A 17,346-nucleotide genomic window follows, 5' to 3' on the forward strand; every position below is an offset into this window, starting at 1 on the left:
TTCCTCTCCGGGTCACACGGCCGCGGCCGTCAGCTGCCCCGCCACGTACGAGGCGAGGTGGCCGGCGACGTTCACTCCGTGCAGGGCGGAGGAGCGGGCGAATTCGGGGTTGGCGTTCACTTCCAGGACGAGCAGGTCACCGGTGGTCCGGTCCTCCACCAGGTCGACCCCGTAGAAGCCGGGGCCGAGCACGTCGACGATCTGGACGCAGAGCTTCTCCATCTCCGGGGTGATGTCGACGCGCCGCACCTCGGCGCCGAGGTGGGTGTTGGTGCGCCAGTCGTCCGAGACCCGTTGGATCGCCACGACCGGGGTGGTCCCGACGACGACCACGCGCAGGTCGTGGCCGGGCTTGTCGATGTACTCCTGCACGATGACGGGGAAGAGCTTCCCCGCGGCGTCGACGGACTCGCGCCCGGCGGCCCAGGCCTCCAGGCACGCGGCGTCCGCGAGCTTGGTGACACCGCGCCCCCAGGAGCCGCTGACCGGCTTGACCACCGCCGGCATGCCCAGCTCGGCGACGATCGCGCGCACCTGGTCGTAGCTGAAGGCGTGCCGGGTGTGCGGGTGGGGGATGCCGTGCCGGGCGAAGAGCAGGGCCTGCAGGCCCTTGTCGTTGCAGGTCTCGATGGTCGACGCCCGGTTGAGCGTGGTGATCCCGGCGTGTTCCAGGCGGCACGAGACGCTGATCGCGTCCCGGTGCGAGAGGTTGCGGATCAGGGCCAGGGCCGGCGGGTCGGTACGACCCGCCACCACGTCGGCCAGATCCTCCATGAGCAGTGGAGTCGCCGTCAGACCCTCCCCGCGCAACGCCCCGAGGAGGAGTTTCTCCTCGGGGCGCAGCATGGTGGCCGACAGCAGGACGCGGCCGGAGGAGGTCACTCGCCCCAGTCCTCTTCCACCTCGGGGGCCAGGTCGAGGCGGACGCCGGCCTCGGACTTCTCGACGACCTCGTGCTCCTGGCCGCAGGCCGCGCACTCGGTCACCTCGCCCCGCTCCCAGGCCTCGTCGACCTCGAAGTCGGTGTCGCACACCAGGCATTTCGGTACGGCAATCGCAGCGGTCATTTCTCTCTCCTTCTGAATGTCGGCGCGCCGATATCCGCGAAACGTGATTCGCAGCACTCCCGCAGGTCGGCGGATCGGCGCTACTGTCCAGGGGTGGCGGATTCCCGCCCGGCCGATCAGGCCCAGCCGGGGTCGCCCGGCAGGAGCGCCACGTCGCTGGCGGCAGCGGTGGGGGCGCTGCTGGGGGCGTCCGGCGCGGCGGAAACGACGATCACCGCGACGGCGGCCATAACGAAGGACGCGAGGATTCGACCCGGGAACCGCATGATCTTCATTTCCACCCCTAGATAGACCTATCCGTTCGTGCTGGGGGGTTTCCCCGCACACAGAGAGAATGCCTGGGAATGGGTCCTTGCCAGAAGAGATCCGATGGCTCAGGATCGTGCACTGCAAGATTCCGAAGGGGGTGGCACATGTGCGACATATCGGACGTCAGTGGCCCGGAGGCCCACCCCGGGCCCTGTGACGAGGGGATCACGTTCTACCGCAAGGCCGTCCTGCTGGGGAGGGCCCCGACGGCGGAGCCGCCCGCCTGCCTGACCGAGCTGGGGCTGCTGACGGCGGCGCTGGGCGACCCCTCGGTCCTGGTGCCGGTCCCGCCCGAGGTCGCGACCACGGCGCTGCTGCACCCGATGGAGCAGCAGATCCTCGAACAGCAGCAGCAGGTGGCCGCGATCCGGACCGCCATGTCCCAGGTCGAGAGCGTCTACCGGACGCTGCGCCGGGAGGGCCGGGACAACGTCCAGCGGCTCAGCGGCGCGGCGGTCATCGCCGCCGCGGTGGCCGAGACGACCCAAGCGACCGAGCGGGAGCTGCTCACCGCTCATCCGGGCGGCAGCCGGCCGACCGACGTCCTCGCCAGATCGCTGGTCCTGGCCCTGGACGCGCAGAAGCGGGGTGTCCGCCAGCGCACGCTCTACCAGCACTCCGTCCGGGCGCACTACCCGACGCTGGACTACATCAAGGCCGTCACCGAGGCCGGCATCGAGGTGCGGACCGTCGACGAGGTCTTCGACCGGCTCATCATCTGCGACCGCTCGGTGGCGTTCATCCCCGACAAGGAGCTCGAGCACCACAACCACGCGCTCAAGGTCACCGACCCCGGCGTGGTGCACTTCCTGGCCTCGGTCTTCGAGCACGCCTGGGAGCGGGCCGCGCCGGTCGTCTACGAGAGCGACCAGCAGCGCCCGCCGCTGCTCACCGACGAGACCCGGCTGCGGGTGCTCCAGCTCATGGTGGACGGCTACACGGACGCCGCGATCGCCAGCCGGCTCGGCATCAGCTCACGGACCGTGGCGAGCCACCTCAAGCGGGTGTCGGAGATCCTCGGCAGCAACAGCCGGGCCCAGCTCGCCTACCTGACGGCGCAGAGCGGCATCCTGGACGGCTCCCCGCCGCCCGCCCGGCAGCCCCGGGGCCCGCACGAGCAGCCGGCCGGGCCGGCCGGTCCCACGGCGTAGCAGGGCCCGCCGCGGGGGCGTCCGCGGCGGGCCCTGGGTACGGGGAGGGGGGAGCGGTCAGTCGCGGCTCAGGCCGCGGTCCAGCGCGGCGATCGCGCTGCCCCGGGCGTCGTCGCCGTCCAGCGACCAGACCATCACCCCGGCCAGGTCGTTCCAGCGCGTGTACCGCGCCTTCTGGGTGAGCACCTCGGCGGTGTCGTAGCTGTAGAACGTGGTGCCGTCGTACTTCCAGGACGCGCCGTGGTCGCGGTCCAGGTAGACCTTGCCCGGCAGCGCGTTGATCTCCTGGTACGAGTGGTCGGGCGCGGACGCGGTGGCGCTCTGGAAGAGCCCGCCGCGCTTGCCGGGGGCGACGCCGGTCCAGCCGTGGCCGTACAGCGGGGCGCCGAGGACCAGCTGCTCGGCGGGCAGGCCGCGCTCCTGGTAGTGGTCGGCGGCCTGGTCGGCACTGCGCCGGCGCGGGTCCGGGTCGGCCGGGTCGGAGTACAGCGGGGCCTGGTGGTTGGCCGGCCCCTTGCCCTCCCACGGGCCGTGCAGGTCGTAGGTCATCAGGTTCAGCCAGTCCACCGACTCGCTCAGCTGCGGCAGTTCGAGCCGGTCGGCGACCGTCTCGTTGGCGGCCACGGCGGCGGTCAGCAGGTACTTCTTGCCCTTCCGGCCGCTCAGCGCGTCCAGCTGGTCGCGGAACTCCTGCATCAGCAGCGTGAAGTTGTGCCCGTCCTCGGGGCGGACCACGTTGCCCGCGTCCCCGCCGCCGCCCGGGTACTCCCAGTCGATGTCGATGCCGTCGAAGACGCCCGCGGCGGCGCCCTTGCCGCCCTCCGGGGAGTCCGCCAGGACCGGCAGGTCGCCCTTGACGTAGAGGTCGATGCAGGAGGAGACGAACTTCTTGCGGGCCTCGTCGGTGGCGGCCGCGTCGGAGAAGTACTTGGACCAGGACCAGCCGCCCAGCGAGATGACCGTGCGCAGCTGGGGGTTCTTCGCCTTGAGCTTGCGCAGCTGGTTGAGGTGGCCCTTCAGCTTCTGGCCCGGGGCGTCGGCCACGCCGTCCACCGACTCGGCGGCGGAGAAGGAGCGCTGGTAGTCGTTGCGGGCGTCGCCCTGGCCGGCCTCGTTGCTCTCGAAGCAGGTGCCCTCGGCGGAGACGTTGCCGAAGGCGTAGTTGATGACGGTGAGCCTGGCCGCCTGGCCGGACTCCTGGACCCTCTTCGCGGAGCTGTCGGCGCCCCACTGGGTGAAGTAGCCGACCCGTTGGCCCTTCAGCTTCGGGCCGTGCCGTCCGTCGGCGGCGTTGGCGGTGGCGGGGGCGGCGAGCAGCGCGGCGACGGTGGCGGCGGCGAGCAGGGCTGAGGCGCGAGTGGGCATACCGGACCTGTTCTCTGAAGCGGCGTCAAATGGTCTGGACCAGATGGCACAGAGGTTTAGTCCATCCGCCGTTCACCGCACAAGGGGGCGACCGCAACCGGCGCAGTATGCAAAAAGCTGGTGCGAGAAGCCGTCGCAAAAAGAGGAGGCCGGACCGCGGGATGCGGTCCGGCCCCCTCAGAGGCTCATGCTCAGCCGATCAGCGAGCGCAGCACGTACTGCAGGATGCCGCCGTTGCGGTAGTAGTCCGCCTCACCGGGGGTGTCGATGCGGACGACCGCGTCGAACTCCTTGTCACCGGCCTTGACCTTGACGGTCTTCGGGGTGCGGCCCTCGTTGAGCTCGGTCACACCGGTGAAGGAGAAGGTCTCCTCGCCGGTCAGGCCGAGGGACTCGGCGTTCTCGCCCTCCGGGAACTGCAGCGGCAGGACGCCCATCCCGATCAGGTTCGAGCGGTGGATGCGCTCGTACGACTCGGCGATGACGGCCTTGACGCCCAGCAGCGCGGTGCCCTTGGCGGCCCAGTCGCGGGACGAACCGGAGCCGTACTCCTTGCCGGCCAGGACGACCAGCGGGACGCCGGCGGCCTGGTAGTTCTGCGAGGCGTCGTAGATGAACGACACCGGCGCGTCGGCCTGGGTGAAGTCGCGGGTGTAGCCGCCCTCGGTGCCCGGCGCGATCTGGTTGCGCAGGCGGATGTTGGCGAAGGTGCCGCGGATCATCACCTCGTGGTTGCCACGACGGGAACCGTAGGAGTTGAAGTCGCGCTTCTCGACACCGTTGGCGGTCAGGTACTGCGCCGCCGGGGTGCCCGGCTTGATGTTGCCGGCCGGGGAGATGTGGTCGGTGGTGACCGAGTCGCCCAGCTTGGCCAGGACGCGGGCGCCGGCGATGTCGGTCACCGGGCTCGGGGTCTTGGCCATGCCCTCGAAGTACGGGGGCTTGCGGACGTAGGTGGACTCGGCGTCCCACTCGAAGGTGTTGCCGGTCGGGACCGGGAGCGACTGCCAGCGGTGGTCGCCGGCGAAGACGTCCTGGTAGCCCTTGTCGAACATGGCCTCGTCGATGGAGCCGGCGACGGTGTCGGCGACCTCCTGCTCCGACGGCCAGATGTCGGCGAGGAACACGTCGTTGCCGTCGGCGTCCTGGCCCAGGGCGTCCCGGGTGATGTCGATGTTCATGTTGCCGGCGAGGGCGTAGGCGACCACCAGCGGCGGGGAGGCCAGGTAGTTCATCTTGACGTCCGGGTTGATCCGGCCCTCGAAGTTGCGGTTGCCGGACAGCACCGAGACGACCGCGAGGTCGGCCTCGTTGACGGCGGCCGAGACCTCCTCGGGCAGCGGGCCCGAGTTGCCGATGCAGGTGACGCAGCCGTAGCCGACCAGGTTGAAGCCCAGCTTCTCCATGTACGGGAGCAGGCCGGCCTTCTCGTAGTAGTCCATGACGACCTTGGAGCCCGGCGCCAGGGTGGTCTTGACCCAGGGCTTGACGTGCAGGCCCTTCTCCACGGCCTTCTTCGCCAGCAGGGCGGCGCCCAGCATGACGGAGGGGTTGGAGGTGTTGGTGCAGGAGGTGATCGAGGCGATCACGACCGCACCGTTGTCGATCTCGTAGGACGAGCCGTCGGGGGCGGTGACGGCGGTCGGCTTCGAGGCCTCGGCGGAGTAGGTCGGCAGCGCCTCGGCGAACCGCTCGGCGGCCTCGGCCAGGATCACGCGGTCCTGCGGGCGCTTCGGGCCGGAGATCGACGGGACGACGGTGGAGACGTCCAGCTCGAGGTACTCGGAGTAGACCGGCTCGTGCGACGGGTTGTGCCAGAGACCCTGCTCCTTGGCGTACGCCTCGACCAGGGCGAGCTGCTGCTCGTCGCGGCCGGTGAGCTTCAGGTAGTTGATGGTCTCGGCGTCGATCGGGAAGATCGCGCAGGTCGAGCCGAACTCCGGCGACATGTTGCCGATGGTGGCGCGGTTGGCCAGCGGGATGGAGCCGATGCCGTCGCCGTAGAACTCGACGAACTTGCCGACCACACCGTGCTTGCGCAGCATCTCGGTGATGGTGAGCACCAGGTCGGTGGCGGTGGTGCCGGCCGGCAGCTCGCCGGTCAGCTTGAAGCCGACGACGCGCGGGATCAGCATGGAGACCGGCTGGCCGAGCATCGCGGCCTCGGCCTCGATGCCGCCGACGCCCCAGCCCAGCACGCCCAGGCCGTTGACCATGGTGGTGTGCGAGTCGGTGCCGACGCAGGTGTCCGGGTAGGCCTGGCCGCCGCGGACCATGACGGTGCGGGCCAGGTGCTCGATGTTCACCTGGTGGACGATGCCGGTGCCCGGCGGGACGACCTTGAACTCGTCGAAGGCGGTCTGGCCCCAGCGCAGGAACTGGTAGCGCTCCTTGTTGCGGCCGTACTCGATCTCGACGTTCTGGGTGAACGCGTCCTTGGTGCCGAACTTGTCGGCGATGACCGAGTGGTCGATGACCAGCTCGGCCGGGGCCAGCGGGTTGATCTTGGCCGGGTCGCCGCCCAGCTCCTTGACGGCCTCACGCATGGTGGCGAGGTCGACCACGCACGGCACACCGGTGAAGTCCTGCATGATCACGCGGGCCGGGGTGAACTGGATCTCCTGGCTCGGCTGGGCGTTCTCGTCCCAGTTGCCGAGGGCGCGGATGTGGTCGGCGGTGATGTTCGCGCCGTCCTCCGTGCGGAGCAGGTTCTCCAGCAGCACCTTGAGGCTGTACGGCAGCCGAGCGGAACCCTCGACGGCGGAGAGCTTGAAGATCTCGTACGACTCGTCGCCCACCTGCAGCGAGCTGCGGGCGTCGAAGCTGTTCGCGGACACGACTGACTCCTTCTGGGTGCTTCGTGCGGTATCCGGCCGTCACGCGGTGGTAAGGTCAGCCTTACTTAGGCTTGCCTTGCCCGCATCGCCGGCGAGCGCCTCTCGGCAAGTATCTTGATGTCGAGATATATCCTAGGCGGCAGTTATCTCGATGTCGAGATAAACCATAGTGCATGCCTCGGGACACCGATCGTCCGGGCCGCACCGCTCGCGCTCCGGCCCCTTCGGCCGGACCGCACCGGCCACGACGGCGGCCGCCGTCAGCGGCACCACCACTAGCTCACCACCGGAACCGCCGGTCGGCGAGGGGGCGGCGTCGGCCGGCGGGGCCGTCCGCACTCTTTCCCCTCTGTTCGCGCCCGGTTCGCGTCCGGACCCGGTTCACCCCCGCGCCCGGGCCCGGGCGGGTGTGGCGGCTCGCCTGTACGGGGTCCGGCGCGGGGTCCGGTCGGGGTCCGGCGCGGGCCGTCCGCCTGACGTGCCGGGGTCCCGGGAGCCCGGAGCGGTGTCCTCCGGGCCGGGGCGCCGTTAGCAGGGGGACCCCCGTCGCCCCGCCCCCGGAAGGCCCGACCGATGACCGCTCCGCTCGCCGCCGCCCTGCTGCCGCTGGCCCTGCTCGCCCCCGCCGCCTCACCGGTCTCGGTCGTCGAGGCCGACTTCGACCCGGCCACCGCCTTCGTCCCCCCGGCGGCGATCAGCTACGCGAGCGACCTGGTGCCGTACGGCGCCCACGTCCGGATCGTCACCGACCGCTCGGCACCCGGGCGGACGGTGCTCACCCTGAAGGCCTCCGGACTCGCCCCCGACCACGAGTTCCCCGCACACCTGCACACCGGCCGCTGCGGGGCCGACCCGGCCTCCTCGGGGCCGCACTACCAGGACGAGGTCGACCCGGTGCAGCCGTCCACCGACCCGGCGTACGCCAACGAGCGCAACGAGCTGCGGCTGGCGCTGCGCACCGACGGGCGGGGCCGGGGCAGCGCCACCACCGTGGTGGGCTGGCAGCCGCGACCGGGCGAGGCGCGCTCGCTGGTGCTGCACGCGGGCACCCCGGCCGGCCCGCACGCGGCGGGCGACCGGGTGGCCTGCGTGAGGCTGGACGGCTGAGCCGCGCGGCCGCCGGGGCGGGCGCCCAGGAGCGGGCACTCAGGAGCCGGTGCCTCAGGAGCCGAGGGTGGCGACCAGCACCGCCTTGATGGTGTGCAGCCGGTTCTCGGCCTGGTCGAACACGATGGAGTGGGCCGACTCGAACAGCTCGTCGGTGCACTCCAGCTCGGTCATGCCGGTCGCCTCGTGCATCTGCCGCCCGACCGCCGTGCCGAGGTCGTGGAAGGCCGGCAGGCAGTGCAGGAACTTCACGTCCGGGTTGCCGGTGGCCCGGACGGTGTCCATGGAGACCTGGTACGGCTTGAGCAGCTCGATCCGCTCGGCCCAGACCTCCTTGGGCTCGCCCATCGAGACCCAGACGTCGGTGTAGAGGAAGTCGGCGCCGGCCACGCCCTCGGCCACGTCCTCGGTCAGGGTGATCCGGGCGCCGGTCGTCCCGGCCAGGGCCTTCGCCGACTCCTGCACCTCCTCGGTCGGCCAGAGCGCGCGCGGGGCGACGATCCGGATGTCCATGCCGAGCAGGGCGCCGGTGATCAGCAGCGAGTTGCCCATGTTGGAGCGGGCGTCGCCGAGGTAGGCGAGCGCGACCTCCGGCAGCGGCTTGGCGGTGTGCTCGGTGACGGTGAGCACGTCGGCCAGCATCTGGGTGGGGTGCCACTCGTCGGTCAGGCCGTTCCAGACCGGGACGCCGGCGAACTCGGCCAGCTCCTCGACGATCTCCTGGCCGTGGCCGCGGTACTCGATGCCGTCGAACATCCGGCCGAGCACCCGGGCGGTGTCCTTGACGGACTCCTTGTGGCCGATCTGCGAGCCCGCCGGGTCCAGGTAGGTGGTGGTGGCGCCCTGGTCGTGGGCGGCGACCTCGAAGGCGCAGCGGGTGCGGGTGGAGGTCTTCTCGAAGATCAGCGCGATGTTCTTGCCGCGCAGCCGGGGCTGCTCGGTGCCCGCGTACTTCGCCGCCTTGAGCGTGGCGGCGAGGTCCACCAGGAAGCGGAACTCCTGGGGCGTGAAGTCGAGCTCCTTGAGGAAGTGCCTGTTCCGGAGGTTGAAGGCCATGCCGGGCTCCTGGGGTGACGGGACTGACGGACTGCGGAAAGCGGCAAGTCTATACGATACTCGGAATTTATATGCGGAGGCTGGGCGGAGGAGGGAGCCCACGGGGGCTCCGTCGGTTCCGTGGGCCCCCTCCTCGTGGGCTCCGTGGGCTCCCCTCCCCCTCCGCCGCCGCCGTCACAGCCGCGGGTCGACCGGCTCCGACTCCAGCGCGAGCACCGCGAAGACCGGCTCGTGCACCCGCCACAGCGGCTCCCCCGCCGCCAGCCGGTCCAGCGCCTCCAGGCCCAGCGCGTACTCGCGCAGCGCCAGCGAGCGCTTGTGGCCCAGCGCGCGCAGGCGCAGCCGGTCGAGGTGCTCGGTGTAGTCCGGTCCGTAGACGATCCGCAGGTACTCCCGGCCGCGCACCTTCACCCCGGGCTGCACCAGGCCGCCCGGCCGGCCCTTGCCGCGCGCCGTGCGCACCGGCGAGACCAGCGGCTTCACCACCATGCCCTCGCCGCCCGCCTCGGTCAGCTCCTCCCACCAGGCGGTGGCGGCGGCCATCGAGGCCTCGTCCTCGGTGTCCACCAGGATCCGGCGGGTGCGCTGCAGCAGGGGCCCCTCGCGGCGCTCCGGCTCCTCCGGGCCGGTCCCCCCGGCCGAGCCGGCGGTGTCGATCCCGTCGATCCCGTCGGTCTCGTCGGCGGCGGCCAGGCGGTCGATCCAGGCCAGGTGTTCGTCGTGCGGGCGCACCGCGAGGTTCGCCCCCTCGGCCGCGAGCAGCTGGAACGGCGCGAGCCGGATGCCCGACAGGCCCTCGGTCGGCCAGCAGTAGCGCCGGTACGCCTCGGTGAACGCCCGCGCGTCGGCCGCGCGCTGCCGCTGGCGGTCGGTCAGCCGGGCCAGGTCCAGGCCGCGCCCGGCCGCCCGCTCCAGCGCGGACAGCACCTCCGGCAGGGCGGCACCCGCCGCCGCGCCGACCGCCGCGTACTGGCGGCGCAGCAGCTCCACCGCCTTCAGCGACCAGGGCATCAGCTCGGCGTCCAGCAGCAGCCAGTCGGTGGCCAGCTCCTCGAACAGCCCGGCGCGCTCGGCGGCCGCCCGGACCCGGTCGAGCACGGCGCCGGTCAGCTCCTCGTCGGCGAGGAAGGCGCGGCCGGTCCGGGTCCAGATCGCGCCGGGGCCGGCCACGCCGAAGCGGCGCTCCAGCGCGGCCCCGTCCCGGGCCACCAGCAGCACCGCGCGGGAGCCCATGTGCTTCTCCTCGCAGACCAGGTGCCGCACGCCGTCCGCCCGGTAGCCGAGGAAGGCCTCCTCCGGGTGCTCCAGGTAGCCGTCCCGGCGGGACGTGGCGCTCGGTGCCATGGTCGGCGGCAGGTAGGCGAGCAGCCGCGGGTCCAGCGCGAAGCGGCTCATCACCTCCAGCGCGGCGGCCGCGTTCTCCTCCCGGACGGCCACCCGCCCGTGCAGCCCGGTCTCGACGGTCCGGCGCCCGGCCACGTCGCCGAGGTCCAGCGGACGGCCCTCGCGCGCGCCCGGCGCGTCGGTGATCAGCGGGCGCACCGGGGCGTACCACTCGCGCTCGGCCTCGACGCCCACCAGCTCGCGCTCCGGGTAGCGCAGCGCGGTCAGGCTGCCGCCGAAGACGCAGCCGGTGTCCAGGCAGACGGTGTTGTTGACGAAGCTCGCGGCCGGCACCGGGGTGTGGCCGTAGACCACCAGCGCCCGGCCCCGGTACTCCTCCGCCCACGGGTAGCGCACCGGCAGCCCGTACTCGTCGGTCTCGCCGGTGGTCTCCCCGTACAGCGCGTGCGAGCGGACCCGGCCGGAGTTGCGGCCGTGGTACCGCTCCGGCAGGCCTGCGTGGCAGACCACCAGGGCGCCGCCGTCCAGCAGGTAGTGGCTGACCAGGCCGCGCATGAACGCTCGGACCTCGGCCCGGAACTCCTCGCTCTCCCCCGCCAGCTGGTCCAGCGACTCCTGGAGGCCGTAGGCGACGTTGACCTTCTTGCCGTCCATCGCCCGGCCGAGCTTGTTCTCGTGGTTGCCCGGCACGCAGAGCGCGTGGCCGGCCGCCACCATGCCCATCACCAGGCGCAGCACGCCCGGGGTGTCGGGGCCGCGGTCGACCAGGTCGCCGACGAAGACGGCGGTGCGGCCCGCCGGGTGCACGGCGTCCACCGGGCGGCCCCCGGCGTCCCGGGTCAGGGTGTAGCCGAGCCGGGTCAGCAGGGTCTCCAGCTCGGAGCGGCAGCCGTGGATGTCGCCGACGATGTCGAACGGGCCGGTGAGGTGGCGCAGGTCGTTGTAGCGCTTCTCCAGCTCGATCCCGGCGGCCGCCACCTCGGCCTCGCCGCGCAGGACGTGCACCTTGCGGAAGCCCTCGCGCTCCAGCCCCCGGAGGGAGCGGCGCAGCTCCCGGTGCTGGCGGGGGATCACATGGGCCGGCAGCTGCCGGTCCGGGCGGGAGCGGTTGCGCTCGGCGCACACCCCCGGCGGGACGTCCAGGACGATCGCGATCGGCAGCACGTCGTGCTCGCGGGCGATCTCGACCAGCCGGCGGCGGGCCTCGGGCTGGACGTTGGTGGCGTCCACGACGGTCAGCCGGCCGGCCGCCAGGCGCTTGCCGACGATGTAGTGCAGGACGTCGAAGGCCTCGGCGGAGGCGGACTGGTCGTTCTCGTCGTCGGCGACCAGACCGCGGCAGAAGTCGGAGGAGACCACCTGGGTGGGCAAGAAGTGGCGGCGGGCGAAGGTGGACTTGCCCGCGCCGCTGGTGCCGACCAGGACGACGAGGGAGACGTCGGTGACGGGGAGGCGGCGGGGGGCGGTGCTCTCCGCGCGGTCCTGGTCCCGGCTCTCGCCGGGGGTGTCGGTCGGGTCATCGGTCATCGGGGCTCGCCTCCTTCGGGCGTCGCGGTCGTGATGGGCACGGTGGTCGCGGTGGGTGCCGCGGCCGTGGTGGATCCCGGGGTCGTGGTGGATCCCTGGGTCGTGGTGGTCGCGGGCGTCGGCGTCGTGGTGAACAGGGCCAGCTGGGTCGGGGCGCCGACCTCCTCGTCCTCCGGGCCGACCGGGCGCAGCTCCACGGTGTAGCCGTACGCGGCCGCGACCTTCCCGGCCCAGGCCCGGAACTCGGCCCGGGACCACTCGAAGCGGTGGTCGGCGTGCCGGACGGCGCCCGCCGGCAGGCTCTCCCAGCGGACGTTGTACTCCGCGTTCGGCGTGGTGACCACGACCGCCCTCGGCCGGGCGGCGCCGAACACCGCGTACTCCAGCGCGGGCAGCCGCGGCAGGTCCAGGTGCTCGATCACCTCGCACAGCACCGCCGCGTCGAAGCCCTTGAGCCGGGCGTCGGTGTAGGTGAGCGCTCCCTGCGCCAGCGTCACCCGGGCCGCCTGACGCTCCGGCATCCGCTCCAGGCCCAGCCTGCGGCCCGCCGACCGCAGCGCCCGGGCGGAGACGTCCACGCCGAGGATTCCGGTGAACCGGGCGTCCTTGAGCAGTTCGCCGATCAACTCGCCCTGGCCGCAGCCGAGATCGGCGACGCGGGCGGCACCGGTCTCGCGCAGCGCGGCGAGGATCGCGGTGCGGCGCTGCTCGGCGAGCGAGGGCTGCCGGGGCTCCGGATCGTCCCGCACCTCCTCCTCGGACCGGTCGTCGACCGCGTTGTCGATCTCCTCGACCTCGCGGTCGTCGGCCTCCGCCAGCCGGGCCAACTCCAGGCGCTCCATCGCGGCGCGGGTCAGCGACCAGCGCCGGGCCAGGTAGCGGCGGGTGATCAGGGCGCGCTCGGGGTGGGCCGCCAGCCAGCCCTGACCGGCCGCGAGCAGCTTGTCCACCTCGTCCGGGGCGACCCAGTAGTGCTTGGCGCCGTCCAGCACCGGCAGCAGCACGTACAGCTGCTGGAGCGCGTCGGCGAGCCGGACCGTCCCGGAGGAGAGGGCGATCCGGACGTAGCGGGACTCGCCCCACTCGGGGAACGACTCGTCCAGCGGGACCGCCGTCGCCTCGACCTGCCAGCCCAGCGGCTCGAACAGCCGGACCACCAGGGCCGGGCCGCCGCCCCCGCCCGCACCGTTCGCGGGCACGGCGGGCAGCTCGATCCGCAGCGGGCGGGCCCGCCCGGGCAGTTCAGGCCGGGCCGGGCAGTCGCCCTTCATCGCGGACCGGAACACCGTCCGCAGCGCCACCGCGAGCAGCGAGGAGGCGGCGTACGGGCGGTCGTTGACGTACTGGGCGAGCGCGAAGTCGGGCGAGCCGCCGCGCCCCCTGCCGTCGCCCCGGCCCTTGCGGACCAGCGCGATCGGGTCGACGTCCAGCAGCAGCGCCGCCGTGCAGACCTCGTCCCCCGCCTCGGGGTAGAAGACGTGGGCCTCACCGTGCGACGTGGTGAACCGCTGGACCTTGTCGGGGTGCTTGTGCAGCAGGAACCCGAGGTCCGTGGCCGGGTCCTCGGCGCTGCCGGTGGTGGAGATCGACATGAACACCCGCTGAAGTATTGCCCAGCGCCCGAACGCCGGGCACCGGGTTTTCCCGCCCCGCGGGCCGCCGACCGGCGCGTTCGCCGGGCGCGTCCGCCCGGTGGGCGTGTTCGGCACCGGGGCCCCGCATTGGTTAACGTGCACGGTGTGACTGCTGAATCCACCTCGCTCGAATCCACCTCCCCGGCGAACGGCGCCGTGGCCACCGGTCTGGCCACCATCGCCGCCGACGGCACCGTCCTCGACACCTGGTTCCCCGCCCCCGTGCTGGCCGCCGAGCCCGGCCCGGCCGGCACCGTCCGTCTGACCGCCGAGCAGGCCGAGGCCGAGCTCGGCGCCGGCGCGGCCGAGGCGCTGCGCGTCGACGCCCGCCGCGGCGTCGAGGTGGTCGCCGTGCGCACCACCATCGCCTCGCTGGACGAGAAGCCGCTCGACACCCACGACGTGTACCTGCGCCTGCACCTGCTCAGCCACCGCCTGGTCAAGCCGCACGGCCAGAACCTGGACGGCGTCTTCGGCCTGCTGGCCAACGTCGCCTGGACCAGCATCGGCCCCGTCCCGGTGGACAAGGTCGAGCAGGCCCGGCTCGCCGTGCGCGCCCAGGGCGGCCAGCTGGCCGTCTACGGGATCGACAAGTTCCCGCGGATGACCGACTACGTCGCCCCGACCGGTGTGCGCATCGCCCACGCCGACCGCGTCCGGCTCGGCGCCCACCTGGCCGTCGGCACCACCGTGATGCACGAGGGCTTCGTCAACTTCAACGCCGGCACGCTGGGCACCTCCATGGTCGAGGGCCGGATCAGCGCGGGCGTCGTCGTCGGCGACCACAGCGACATCGGCGGCGGCGCCTCGATCATGGGCACCCTGTCCGGCGGCGGCAAGCAGGTCGTCTCGGTCGGCGAGCGCTGCCTGCTCGGCGCCAACGCGGGCATCGGCATCTCGCTCGGCAGCGACTGCGTGGTCGAGGCCGGCCTGTACGTGACCGCCGGCACCCGGGTCACCACCCCGGACGGCACGGTGGCCAAGGCCGTCGAGCTGTCCGGCCAGGACAACCTGCTGTTCCGTCGCAACTCGCAGAGCGGCGCGGTCGAGGTCATCGCCCGCTCCGGCTCCTGGGGCGGCCTGAACGCCGACCTGCACGCCCACAACTGACCTCCGGTCGGAGGTCGTTGGGGTCCGGCGCCCGGGTGGCGCCGGACCCCGCCCGCTTCTCGGGGTCCGGTCGCCTCTCGGGGGCCGGTTACCGCCCGGGGTCCGGTTACAGCCCGGGGTCCGGTTACAGCCCGGCGTCCCGTTACGGCCCGGCGTCCGGGCCGAGGCCCGGGCCCGCGCGGGCTTCAGGGCTTGCGGTGGCGCCCCGGTGCCTTCCCCGGCCGCCGCGCCTGGCGCCCGGGCCGCGGCGCTCCCGCGCCCTCGGCCCCGTACAGGATCCGCTGGGCGGTGGCGTAGTCCTCGGCCACCGTCTCCGGCAGCCACTGGTAGCCGTCCCAGCGCACGATCAGCCTCGGTTCGCCCGGCAGCACATGGGCGCCCCGCTGCCGCCCGACCGTGAGCCGTACGACCCGCAACTGCCCGACCGGCCGCAGCCGTTGCTCCCGCCTGGCCGCCCACGACGCCAGCGGTTCCTCCTCGTCCATCGCCCCAGTCTGGCCTCCCGACGCCGTCACCCGACACCTGCGTCACCCGACCGGGCGACGCGCGTTCCAGCCCCTCCGCTCCCTCCGTCCGCACCCCGCTCCCTTCGCCGTCTCTTCGCCGTCTCTTCCGACGCTTGACGCTTCACACGCTCCTGAGGACCACCAGCCGCTGGGTGGCCCTGGTCATCGCGACGTAGCGGTCGACCGCCCCCTCGACACCCCCGCCGAACGCCTCCGGGTCGACCAGCACGACCAGGTCGAACTCCAGCCCCTTGGACAGCTCCGGGGTCAGCGACCGGACCCGCGGCCGCGCCTCGAAACCTGGGGCGCCGATCACGCAGGCGACCCCCTCGGCGTGCTCGGCGAGCCAGCCGTCCAGGACGGCGTCCAGTTCCGCCACCGACCCGTGCACAACGGGGATGCCGCTGCTGCGGACGGAGGTCGGCACGTTGGCGTCCGGCAGCGCGGCCCGGATCGCGGGCTCGGCCTCGGCCATGACCTCCTCCGGCGTCCGGTAGTTGATGCTCAGCGAGGCCACCGTGCTCCGGTCGAGCCCGATCCGCTCCAGCCGCTCCTGCCAGGACTCCGTGAACCCGTGCCTGGCCTGCGCCCGGTCCCCGACGATGGTGAAGCTCCGGGACGGGCAGCGCAGCAGCAGCATCTGCCACTCCGCGTCGGTCAGCTCCTGGGCCTCGTCCACCACGATGTGCGCGAACGGCCCGGCGAGCGGCTCCGGGTCGGCACCGGGCAGGGCCGTCTCGTCGACCAGGGTGTCCTGGAGGTCGCGCCCGCGCAGCATCGTCACCGCGCCCTCGCCGTCGTCGTCGGCCTGCAGCAGGTCGCCGATGACGTCGGCCATCCGCGCGCGCTCGGCGGCGGCCGCGGCCTCCCGACGGCGCCGGCGCCGGTCCGCCTCCGGATCGCCGAGCCGCTGCCGGGCCGCGTCCAGCAGCGGCAGGTCGGACACCGTCCAGGCCTGGGGCGCGTCCTTGCGCTGGAGCCTGCGGACCTCCTCGGGGGCGAGCCAGGGCGCGCACATCCGCAGGTAGGCGGGCACCGACCAGAGGTCGCCGACCAGGTCGGCCGCGTCGATCAGCGGCCAGGCCCGGTTGAGCGTCTCGGTCAGCTCCCGGTCCTGCCGCAGCGACCGGCGGAACAGTTCGGGCGAGACCCCCGCGTCCTCGTCCAGCTTGTCCATCAGGATCGTGGCCAGCTCCTCCCAGATCTGCTCGCGGGCCTCGTTGTGCGGGGTGCCCGGGTCCGGCGCGTCGAACGCGTCGGACCAGTCCTCGGCGCTCAGCCAGAGGTCGGCCCAGTGGGTGGTGACCTCCATCCCCTCGGCGGGCGGCTCCTCGTAGAACCGGACGGCCTTCTCGATCGCCCCCACCATGTCGGCCGAGGACTTCAGGCGGGCCGTCTCGGGGTCGCTCTCGGCCCCGGCCTTCGCCCCCTCGGCGACGAGGTCCCGCACGGTGCAGGTGCGCACCCCCTCCTCACCGAGGCTGGGCAGGACGTCGGCGACGTAGGCCAGGTAGGGCTGGTGCGGGCCGACGAACAGCACGCCGCCGCGCCGGTGGCCGAGCCGGGGGTCGGAGTAGAGCAGGTACGCGGAGCGGTGCAGCGCGACGACCGTCTTCCCGGTGCCCGGGCCGCCGTCCACCACCAGGGCGCCCCGGGACCCCGCCCGGATGATCGCGTCCTGGTCGGCCTGGATGGTGGCCAGCACGTCCCGCATCCGGGCCGACCGGTTGCCGCCCAGGCTCGCGATGAACGCGGACTGGTCGTCCAATGCGGCGTGCCCCTCCAGGGCCTCGGCGCTGAACACCTCGTCCCAGTAGTCGCCGATCCGGCCGCCGGTCCAGCGGTACCGGCGCCGGCTCACCAGGCCCATCGGGTCGGCGTGGGTGGCCCCGAAGAACGGCTCGGCCGCGGGCGAGCGCCAGTCGACCAGCAGTCGGCGCCCCTCACTGTCGGTGAGGCCGAGCCGCCCGATGTACACCGGCTCCGGGTCGTCCGCGTGGACGACCCGCCCGAGGCACAGGTCCAGGCCGAAGCGGCGCAGGGCGCGCAGCCGACCGGTCAGCTTGTGCACCTCGATGTCCCGGTCCATCGCCTCCCGGCCGAGGCCGCCCGGCGCGCGGCGCAGCGCGTCGAGGCGGTCGGACAGCTCCGCGATCGACTGCTCCAGGCTCTCCGCGACGGCCGCGAAGTGCCGCTCGTCCTCACCGATCAGCGCCGGGTCGGCCTTGGCGACGAGGCGGGCGGGAAGGTCGAACGCGCTGGTGGTGCGGCTGTTCATGGCATCAGCTCCGATCTGAGGCCTGCGATTGTGCGCCACCACGGGGGCCTTGCCG

Annotated in this window: 13 protein-coding genes; 3 read left to right on the plus strand and 10 right to left on the minus strand. The window is 72.9% G+C overall.

The annotated features are described in order from the left end of the window. Nucleotides 1-12 precede the first annotated feature (12 nt). From ACFY4B_RS02805 to ACFY4B_RS02815, 3 genes are all read right to left on the minus strand, one after another. The gene (locus ACFY4B_RS02805; RefSeq protein WP_049648973.1) at nucleotides 13-882 is read right to left on the minus strand and encodes a RimK family alpha-L-glutamate ligase; all 870 of its coding nucleotides are present in this window, start codon (nucleotides 880-882) and stop codon (nucleotides 13-15) included. Next, the gene (locus ACFY4B_RS02810) at nucleotides 879-1,067 is read right to left on the minus strand and encodes a lysine biosynthesis protein LysW (RefSeq protein WP_049648974.1); all 189 of its coding nucleotides are present in this window, start codon (nucleotides 1,065-1,067) and stop codon (nucleotides 879-881) included. The genes ACFY4B_RS02805 and ACFY4B_RS02810 overlap by 4 nt, the downstream gene beginning before the upstream one ends. A 116-nt stretch (nucleotides 1,068-1,183) precedes the next feature. After that, complete coding sequence (locus tag ACFY4B_RS02815) at nucleotides 1,184-1,342, minus strand: hypothetical protein (protein WP_158077651.1); 159 nt, start codon at nucleotides 1,340-1,342, stop codon at nucleotides 1,184-1,186. A 138-nt stretch (nucleotides 1,343-1,480) separates the two neighbouring features. Between ACFY4B_RS02815 and ACFY4B_RS02820 the strand changes: the two genes are divergently transcribed. Next, the gene (locus ACFY4B_RS02820; protein WP_049648975.1) at nucleotides 1,481-2,527 is read left to right on the plus strand and encodes a LuxR C-terminal-related transcriptional regulator; all 1,047 of its coding nucleotides are present in this window, start codon (nucleotides 1,481-1,483) and stop codon (nucleotides 2,525-2,527) included. 57 nt (nucleotides 2,528-2,584) lie between these two features. Here the strand turns inward: ACFY4B_RS02820 and ACFY4B_RS02825 are convergent, their stop codons facing one another. After that, nucleotides 2,585-3,892 carry a glycoside hydrolase family 18 protein gene (locus tag ACFY4B_RS02825; RefSeq protein WP_074000673.1) on the minus strand — a complete coding sequence of 436 codons (1,308 nt, stop codon included), beginning with the start codon at nucleotides 3,890-3,892 and terminating at the stop codon, nucleotides 2,585-2,587. Nucleotides 3,893-4,083: 191 nt separating this feature from the next. Then, entirely contained in the window at nucleotides 4,084-6,729 is a 2,646-nt protein-coding gene (acnA, locus tag ACFY4B_RS02830) for an aconitate hydratase AcnA (protein WP_049648977.1), read from the minus strand. A 573-nt stretch (nucleotides 6,730-7,302) separates the two neighbouring features. Between acnA and ACFY4B_RS02835 the strand changes: the two genes are divergently transcribed. Further along, on the plus strand, nucleotides 7,303-7,836 hold the full coding sequence (locus ACFY4B_RS02835) for a superoxide dismutase family protein (RefSeq protein WP_387966286.1): 534 nt from the start codon (nucleotides 7,303-7,305) through the stop codon (nucleotides 7,834-7,836). A gap of 54 nt (nucleotides 7,837-7,890) precedes the next feature. Here ACFY4B_RS02835 and argF read toward each other — a convergent pair whose 3' ends face one another. The 3 genes from argF to ACFY4B_RS02850 all read right to left on the minus strand — a co-directional run bounded on the left by argF (nucleotide 7,891) and on the right by ACFY4B_RS02850 (nucleotide 13,361). Next, on the minus strand, nucleotides 7,891-8,892 hold the full coding sequence (gene argF / locus ACFY4B_RS02840; RefSeq protein ID WP_049648979.1) for an ornithine carbamoyltransferase: 1,002 nt from the start codon (nucleotides 8,890-8,892) through the stop codon (nucleotides 7,891-7,893). A gap of 174 nt (nucleotides 8,893-9,066) precedes the next feature. Continuing rightward, nucleotides 9,067-11,763 carry a polynucleotide kinase-phosphatase gene (locus ACFY4B_RS02845; protein ID WP_387966287.1) on the minus strand — a complete coding sequence of 899 codons (2,697 nt, stop codon included), beginning with the start codon at nucleotides 11,761-11,763 and terminating at the stop codon, nucleotides 9,067-9,069. Then, nucleotides 11,760-13,361 (minus strand): 3' terminal RNA ribose 2'-O-methyltransferase Hen1, encoded by a 1,602-nt coding sequence (locus tag ACFY4B_RS02850; RefSeq protein ID WP_387966288.1) that lies wholly within the window; start codon nucleotides 13,359-13,361, stop codon nucleotides 11,760-11,762. Before ACFY4B_RS02850 ends, ACFY4B_RS02845 begins: the two co-directional genes overlap by 4 nt. A 141-nt stretch (nucleotides 13,362-13,502) precedes the next feature. On the opposite strand from ACFY4B_RS02850, the gene dapD reads away from it, so the two are divergent. Further along, the gene (gene dapD, locus ACFY4B_RS02855) at nucleotides 13,503-14,507 is read left to right on the plus strand and encodes a 2,3,4,5-tetrahydropyridine-2,6-dicarboxylate N-succinyltransferase (protein ID WP_049648981.1); all 1,005 of its coding nucleotides are present in this window, start codon (nucleotides 13,503-13,505) and stop codon (nucleotides 14,505-14,507) included. 185 nt (nucleotides 14,508-14,692) lie between these two features. Here the strand turns inward: dapD and ACFY4B_RS02860 are convergent, their stop codons facing one another. Both ACFY4B_RS02860 and helR read right to left on the minus strand, forming a co-directional pair. Next, on the minus strand, nucleotides 14,693-14,992 hold the full coding sequence (locus ACFY4B_RS02860) for a DUF6087 family protein (protein ID WP_063780004.1): 300 nt from the start codon (nucleotides 14,990-14,992) through the stop codon (nucleotides 14,693-14,695). Nucleotides 14,993-15,134: 142 nt separating this feature from the next. Next, on the minus strand, nucleotides 15,135-17,291 hold the full coding sequence (helR, locus tag ACFY4B_RS02865) for an RNA polymerase recycling motor ATPase HelR (RefSeq protein ID WP_387966289.1): 2,157 nt from the start codon (nucleotides 17,289-17,291) through the stop codon (nucleotides 15,135-15,137). Nucleotides 17,292-17,346 lie beyond the last annotated feature (55 nt).

Origin of the sequence: Kitasatospora sp. NPDC001261 (assembly GCF_042896795.1) — a bacterium.
GTDB lineage: Bacteria > Actinomycetota > Actinomycetes > Streptomycetales > Streptomycetaceae > Kitasatospora.